The sequence below is a fragment of the Lactobacillus gallinarum genome (assembly GCF_002160635.1).
Taxonomy (GTDB): domain Bacteria; phylum Bacillota; class Bacilli; order Lactobacillales; family Lactobacillaceae; genus Lactobacillus; species Lactobacillus gallinarum.
Genome location: NZ_NFKZ01000021.1, coordinates 23317 through 31066, shown reverse-complemented (window position 1 = coordinate 31066; position 7750 = coordinate 23317). Strand labels below are relative to the sequence as shown.

Here is a 7750-nt window from a genome sequence, read left to right as displayed (position 1 = left end):
ATACTATAACGAAGAAAGGATAAAGAGCAGATTAAAAGGCTTAACTCCGAAAGAATATCGGAATCAAGCCTCTATTAATCCTGTATTTTAAACTGTCTAATTTTTAGGTCTCAGTTCATCTCGACTCTAGAGCTTTTTATTTTGTTAATATCTAATTTTTACTTACTCTTCCAAACCAAATTGCTTATTGCTTGGCTTAGTCTTAGCAAGAAGTCCCAAACTGATAGTGATCATGTCGACAACTTCCTGTAAGATAGCACCCCAAAAGGCAGGAATGACACCGGTGAAGGCGATCAATTCGATGATGATAACCACACCAATAGCAGTTAAAACATCGATGTTGGCAACCTTCATTGTATGTTTAGAAATAGCAACCGCATCATTAACCTTAGATAAATCGTTAACCATGATAACGGCATCGGCACTTTCACTGGCAGCTGTTGCGCCTTTAGCACCCATAGCGATACCGACATCAGCGGCAGTTAAACTTGGAGCATCGTTAACACCGTCACCAGTCATAACGACAGGACGCAAGTCTTTTGGTACTTCCTTGATAGCCTTAATCTTTTCAGCTGGTAAAAGATCGGCACGAATATCAATAATGCCAGCTTTTTTACCAACCTTTTCAGCAACTTGCTTGTGGTCACCAGTAAGCATCATGATGTCTTCTGCACCTTGGCGCTTCAACTTCGCAATTGTATCAGCCGTTTCTGGACGAATTTCATCCATCATAGTAATGTAACCGGCAAACTTGCCATCGACTGAAACGAAGACAGCAGTTGAAGTTACGTCAATCTTTTCATGATTAGGATCTACGAAGCTTAATTTACCCACCTTAACATGCTTGCCATTGACGTCACCTTCAACACCTTGAGCGGTAGTTTCCTTTAAGTTGGTAACTGGCTTGATTAACTTGCTGTCAGTAGCCTTAACCAAAGAACTGGCAATAACGTGGCTAGATTGTTGTTCAACACTAGCAGCTAAGCTTTGTAATTCTTCTTTTGAAAGAGCATTGCCTTCAGGGATGATTTGGTCAACCACCAATTGATTTTCAGTTAAAGTACCAGTCTTATCAAAGGCAAAAGTCTTAGCACGAGCTAACTTTTCAAGAGTTGGACCTGACTTAACAATAATGTGGTGAGCTGACATTGAACTCATACCACTGACTAAAGCAACAGGAGCTGCGATCAAAAGTGGACATGGAGAAGCAACAACCATAACTTCCGCAAATCTTGTAGCATCCCCAGACACTGCCCATGCAACACCACCAATAATCAATGAGATGATGGTAAATGGAACGGCGTAACGGTCGGCCATCTTAACGAACTTAGCTGGTTGAGCTTGTGATGACTTAACCAAAGCGACAATTGACTGATATTCTGAGTCCTTAGCAGCTTTAGTAACCTTCATCTGGACGGCAGCATCACCGTTAACGGAACCAGACATCAAGTCATCGCCTGGCTTTTTAGCAACAGGAACAGATTCACCGGTCAATGATGATTGGTCAAAGTTTGATTCACCTTTAACAATTTCACCATCAACTGGAACTTGTTGACCTGGTTTAATTAAAACAATGTCACCGATTTTCAAATCATCAACATTGACTTCGGTAATCTTGCCGTTGATTAACTTGTTGGCGATTCTAGGAGTATTGTTCAAAAGGGAACGCAATTCCTTGCTGGCTTGACCTGTAGCGTAGTCCTCCAGAGTTTCACCACCAGTAGACATTACCAAGATCATCCATTCAGCCCAATAATTGTTGATTAAAATAGTAGAAACAATCGCAATTACGGCTAAAATATCGACACCGTAACGGCCGGATTTCCAGTCATTGAATATTTCCATTAACAAAAGAACGGAAATCCAAATACCCAAAATGTCGATGATAATTGCTTGCGGATTCATTTGCAATTTAAGAATTGGCGTTACAAATAGAGTAGAAGCATGTAAACCAAATTCAAAAATTAAACTTATTACCCCGGCAATTAAAACGACAATAAATTTCCATTGACGTTTCATATGTATAGCCTCCAAAAAAGTAAATATATCACTCTACTCAAAACATTCTAACATTCTTTTACCATAAGAATACGTAAATAGAATTCTATTTTTCTTCATTAAAAAAGGCAGTCCATAATAGACTGCCCGTGGGTTATTTTATTTTGATTGATTTGTAGTGCTTATCATATGTATGGGTAACATAGTTAAAGGCTTTGATCCACTCTCGTCTAGTAAGTAATCCTTGGAAAACGCCGCGGTCATCGACGACCGGTAAAAAGGCGTTGTTAATCAATAAATGAAGCTGCGCCTCTAGCGTAGTTTCGACAAAATTTATTTTATCGAACTTGGTTTGCATGACATCTTTAACCTTTAATTGATCTAAAGGTGCGGTAGAAATTTCTTCATTCGTTAGCATCTTGTCTGTAATCATCGCTAAACTAAGCAGACCAACCACTTTTTTATCTTTATCTAAAACTGGAATTTTAGAATATTTAACTTTAGTAAGGATTAAAAAGGCATGATATAAAGGATTGTCATCTTGAACAAAGGCAATCCGGCTAGCTGGAATTAAAAACGAACCTGATTTTTCTTGAATTAAGTGTTTGATTGATGGTGAAAACATATTTGCGCCTCTTTTCTATCTTAAGTATACAGGAAAAAAGGAAAAGGCCCGCAAGATTTTGCGGACCTTATTAGTTTCATCTACTTTGGAGGAGTAAGAATGAATGAAATAAAAAAGTGGGAGTATGTAACAAGTTTCTACCGCCTTGTTACATTTTTTATAATACAGGCTAAATGTGAATTAAAAATGTTCAAATTCTTATGAAAAGGTAAAGATTTGCTTGTGAAGTATTTAAGAAATTGATTTTGGGCATAAGAAAAGCTCACGCAACGCACGTGAGCCGAAAGGGATAGATATGAAATTGACTAATTGGAGTAAGTCAATTCTTTTTATTTTCATTATTTACTTGGAGGAGTATGAATGAAAAACAAAAAAGTTGAGTTGTAGTAGTAAGTGGAAGTCTTACTTGCTACATTACATAGTATAACCTTAAATTGTGAAAAAAGTGTGACGAAATAAACTTTATTTTCGAAAAATCTATATTTTTAATGAAAATTCGTGGCAGATTAGTAAAAGTATAATGAATGTGGCTATAATGTTAGACATGTCAAAAAGGTAAAGAAAGGAACAGTTCGGTGAAAAAATTTGGAAAGTTTGTTTTGCAATTGATAATAACTGTTCTCATCTTAGTAGGTGTCGGAACAGGCGGCTATTTTGGCTATCAATGGTTGCAGAAACAAGAGATGCTGCGAGAGCGTCCTAAAGTAGTAAAAGCTAATGATGGAACAAATACGAGTGCAGCTTGGCATAATTTCAAAAACTATCAAAAAGCTTTACGTGAAAACTATCCTTTTATTAATAAAGTATCTACTTATGTTCCGCCGAGGACATGGGACGGAAAAGATTTTATTATTCCAGGACTAATTTCAACTAAGGCCTACAATTTTAAAACTAAAAAATACGATGTAGCAACTGCAATGACGCCTCAAGGAATCGCGGTAGCGAGCAAGTACATTTTAATTACTGCCTATGACGGGGATCATGTTCATGCTTCCGTTATCTATGTTTTAGATAAAAAGACGGGTAAATATATTAAGACAATTCAAGTTCCAGGTAGGCCGCATTTAGGCGGTATTGCATATGATCCCGTTGCTAAAAATATTTGGATTACAGGTTCATTAGGTAAGTCCTCAGCTTTAGCCGCATTTTCATTAAAAGAAATGAAAGAATATAAGCCAGGAAGCAGAATTCCAATTAAATATGATCACCAGATTGCAATTCCAGCAGTTGAAAAAGCATCTGCAGTTACCTATTATGACAGTCAATTATTTGTTGGATTCTTCAATATGTATGGACGCGGCAAAGTTGCGGCATATCGAATTGCTCGTAGCGGCAAAAACAAAGGTTCGATTACTAATAATGAAGTGAAATCTGTTACGGGTACGCTGCAGTGGTCAGATCCAACTGGCGAAACTAGCATGGATAAGCAGATTCAAGGGATTGCAATTTATCAAAATAAGATCTTCTTGAGTCAGTCATACGGTAGCGGTAGTTCTAAGCTGTACGTTTTCCCAACTTCTGCCTTAAATGCATTAGATGAAAAGAATGCGGAGTTAGAACTAGAAATGCCGCCATATTTGGAGCAGATTACAGCTTATAAAGGGCAACTACTTTGTCTATTTGAATCCGCGTCGCAGCAATATGCTAAGCCGAATGTTGTAGTAATGGATCGGATTTTATCCATCAATATTAATGCGTTGTTTGGCAATTAGGATGAAAGGAAACAAGCGATGAATCTCAATTACCGTCAAAAGGAAATCTTTTGGTTGCGTTTTGCGGGCTGGTTTTGCCTGCTGCCTGCAACAACGTATCTGTATTTGTATCAAAATCTACACTCATGGTTTTGTTTAGGCGAATTAATCATTATCGTATTGTTTGCAGCGTATATTTTGGCCACGGCAAAAAGCGATCGTTGGACTGATCCTAAAAATATGATGCGACTATTGATCTTTGCTTTAATTTTTGTTGCGGTAATTATAGCCATTCCGCTGTACTTCGCATACCGCAATTGCAAAAAAATGCAATAATAAAACGCTTTCCGTATATTTTATGCAGCCTTAATTTAAGAAAAAGTTTAAATTTGTTAAAATATATAGCGATGATGCGCTGATTGTTGCTATTTGTAGTAATATAAGACAAAGTAATAAAATGTTACAAAAATATTACTTGAGGGAGAAACAATGGATAAGAAATCGAAAATTGATTCTCGAGGCAAACGCGTCGGTATGTTTGTCTTGAAAACGATTGTTTATTTTGGGATCCTGATGGCCCTTATTTATTTGTATGAATATAGTGGACTTACTTCAGTTCATTTCATTTATAACGAATTTTAAGGTAGGTGCTGTTACATGATTCAAGATGTTATTAAGAGAATAGATGAGATAGCTGAACAAGAACCAGATCGTGTTGTTTACGACTATCTTGGTAAAACCAATACATATGGCGAACTTAAGCAGCGTTCCAATGCGTGGGCACACAAGATTGCTGCGATGGATATTCCAGATCATGCTCCAATCATGATCTGGGGTGGTCAAACTTTTGAAATGGTTGCTAGTTTCCTTGGCTGTGTTAAGTCAGGTCACGCATATATTCCAATTGCTAGCTACTCAAACGCTGAACGTTTGACCATGATCCAAGATGTTTCAAAATCACCAATGGTTTTGGAAATTGATCCATTGCCAGATGTTGATTTGTCTGATGTTCAAGTGCTTAAGGCTAGTGAAGTTGAAGATGGCGACTTTACTGTTAATGAAGACGATTTTGTCGAAGGCGACGATAATTACTACATTATCTTTACTTCAGGTACAACTGGTAAGCCTAAGGGTGTACAAATTAGTCATGACAATTTGCTTAGTTTCGTAAACTGGGAATTATCAGACTTCAATTTGCCAGAAAATCCAAGCTTCTTGGCACAAGCACCATATTCTTTCGACTTGTCAGTTATGAGTCTTTACCCAGCACTTGTTTCTGCTGGTAAGTTAGTGGTACTTCCACATGATGTTACTCAAAACTTTGGTCAATTATTCCAGACTTTGCCAAAGATGCAATTCAACGTATGGGTATCTACACCATCATTTGCACAAATGTGCTTCTTAGATAAGACTTTTGATAGTGAACATCACCCAGATTTGACTCACTTCTTATTCTGTGGGGAAGAATTACCACACAGTGAAGCAGACATGCTTAAGAAGAAATTCCCTACTAGTCATATTTTCAATACTTACGGCCCAACTGAAACTACAGTTGCTGTAACGCAAGTTGAAATTACTGACGACATTCTTAAGAAGTATGACCGTTTGCCAATTGGTAAAGTTAAGGAAGATACTAAGATTACAATTGATACTTCAAAGGGTGATAAACCTGGCGAAGGTGAAATTATCATTAATGGTCCTAGCGTTTCTAAGGGTTACATGAATAACCCAGAAAAAACGGAAGCTGCTTTCTTCCATAAAGATGGCGAAAAGTATGCTAGCTACCGCAGTGGGGATGCCGGATTCTTTGATGGCGATATGCTATTTTATCGCGGTAGAATTGACTTCCAAATTAAGTTCAATGGTTACAGAATCGAACTTGAAGAAATCAACTTCTACTTAACTAAGAATAAATACGTTCGTTATGGCGTTGCGGCACCTAAATACAATAAGGACCACACTGTTAAGCAAATCGTTGCAGAAATCGAATTAAAGGAGGGCGTAGCGCGTCAGCACTCAGAAGCTGCTTTAACTAAGGAAATTCGTGAAGATTTAGCTAAGAACGTTATGCCTTACATGATTCCACAACGTTTTGTTTACCAAGATAAATTGCCAATTTCTCAAAATGGTAAGGTAGATATCAAAGCGGTTATTAAGGAGGTTAATAAGTAGTGAATTTTAATTTCATTAACTTACAACCTTATTCAAATCCGCAATATTTCATTTATTTGATGATTGCTTTAATCCCAATCATTTTGGGGTTATACTTCGGTCATCGTTTCAAGACATATGAAGCAATTTTCTCAATTGTTTTCTTATTCTTGATTTTTGATGGTAGTCACTGGCAACAAGGGGTTAACTTATTAATCTGGCTGGTTTATGAGTTTATTTTGACCTTTGCTTATCAGTATTATCGTCATCACGGTAAAAATAAGACTTGGGTATTTAGCTTAGCAGTAATTCTGGCAATTATTCCATTAGCTGCAGTTAAATATTTAACTGCTTTTCCTGATAATTCCATCGGCTTTGTAATTGGGTTCTTAGGTATTTCATATGTAACCTTTAAGACCGTTCAAGTTATTATGGAAATGCGTGATGGTGCGATTAAGAAGGTGGATCCTGTAACTTATGCAAGATTCTTGCTCTTCTTCCCAACCATTTCATCAGGTCCTATTGATCGTTACCGTAGATTTAAGAAGGATTATGAAAAGGTTCCTACAAGGGATGCATATATTACTGATTTGCAATATGCAGTAAGCTATTTATTCCAAGGCTTTTTATATAAGTTTGTTATTGGTTGGTTCTTTGGTACTTATTGGTTACCAAAGATCACTGCCTCTGCATTAGCAGTCGGCAATGCAAATGGTGGTTTGAAGCTTTCATGGTGGGTACTTGCTTACATGTATTGTTACAGCATGTACTTGTTCTTTGACTTTGCAGGTTATTCATTATTTGCCGTATCAATTTCATACTTCATGGGTATTCATACCCCAATGAACTTCAATAAGCCATTTATTTCTAAGAACATTAAAGATTTCTGGAATCGTTGGCATATGACTTTGTCATTCTGGTTCCGTGACTACATCTATATGCGATTCTCTTTCTTTGCAATGAAGAAAAAATTGTTTAAGAATCGAATTAGATTGTCACAAGTTTCTTACTTCCTGTTGTTCTTAATCCAGGGTTTCTGGCACGGCTTAACGTGGTATTATATTGTTTATGGTATCTTCCACGCTTCAGCCATTTGTATCAACGATATGTGGCTTAGATTTAAGGGAAAGCATAAGAAGCAAATTCCATCTAACAAGTTTACTGAATGGTTCGCCATTTTCTTAACCTTTAACGTAGTTTGCTTCAGTTTCTTGATTTTCTCAGGATTTCTTAGTCAACTATGGTTCGGTTGGAAATAAGCTTATATAATATGGAATGATATTAA

General features: G+C 37.0%; 8 protein-coding genes. 6 read left to right on the top strand and 2 right to left on the bottom strand.

The window, feature by feature from the left end:
- On the top strand, window positions 1-91 hold a 91-nt coding region (locus tag B5E95_RS07410; protein WP_143437023.1), incomplete at its 5' end, for an IS3 family transposase.
- A 71-nt stretch (window positions 92-162) separates the two neighbouring features.
- On the opposite strand, the gene B5E95_RS07405 is transcribed toward B5E95_RS07410, so the two are convergent.
- Both B5E95_RS07405 and cbpB read right to left on the bottom strand, forming a co-directional pair.
- Window positions 163-2019 (bottom strand): heavy metal translocating P-type ATPase, encoded by a 1857-nt coding sequence (locus tag B5E95_RS07405; protein ID WP_087236091.1) that lies wholly within the window; start codon window positions 2017-2019, stop codon window positions 163-165.
- Between the two features lie 133 nt (window positions 2020-2152).
- Window positions 2153-2623, bottom strand: coding sequence for a cyclic-di-AMP-binding protein CbpB (cbpB, locus tag B5E95_RS07400; RefSeq protein WP_025005988.1), 471 nt, complete (start codon window positions 2621-2623; stop codon window positions 2153-2155).
- Between the two features lie 575 nt (window positions 2624-3198).
- On the opposite strand from cbpB, the gene B5E95_RS07390 reads away from it, so the two are divergent.
- From B5E95_RS07390 to dltB, 5 genes are all read left to right on the top strand, one after another.
- Window positions 3199-4335, top strand: a complete 1137-nt coding sequence (locus tag B5E95_RS07390) for a YncE family protein (RefSeq protein WP_087176270.1) — start codon at window positions 3199-3201, stop codon at window positions 4333-4335.
- Between the two features lie 18 nt (window positions 4336-4353).
- On the top strand, window positions 4354-4650 hold the full coding sequence (locus tag B5E95_RS07385; RefSeq protein WP_087236089.1) for a hypothetical protein: 297 nt from the start codon (window positions 4354-4356) through the stop codon (window positions 4648-4650).
- Between the two features lie 153 nt (window positions 4651-4803).
- Window positions 4804-4956 (top strand): teichoic acid D-Ala incorporation-associated protein DltX, encoded by a 153-nt coding sequence (locus tag B5E95_RS07380; RefSeq protein ID WP_025005985.1) that lies wholly within the window; start codon window positions 4804-4806, stop codon window positions 4954-4956.
- A gap of 15 nt (window positions 4957-4971) precedes the next feature.
- Complete coding sequence (gene dltA / locus B5E95_RS07375; protein ID WP_087236087.1) at window positions 4972-6486, top strand: D-alanine--poly(phosphoribitol) ligase subunit DltA; 1515 nt, start codon at window positions 4972-4974, stop codon at window positions 6484-6486.
- Window positions 6486-7724 carry a D-alanyl-lipoteichoic acid biosynthesis protein DltB gene (gene dltB / locus B5E95_RS07370; RefSeq protein WP_087176267.1) on the top strand — a complete coding sequence of 413 codons (1239 nt, stop codon included), beginning with the start codon at window positions 6486-6488 and terminating at the stop codon, window positions 7722-7724. The genes dltA and dltB overlap by 1 nt, the downstream gene beginning before the upstream one ends.
- Window positions 7725-7750 lie beyond the last annotated feature (26 nt).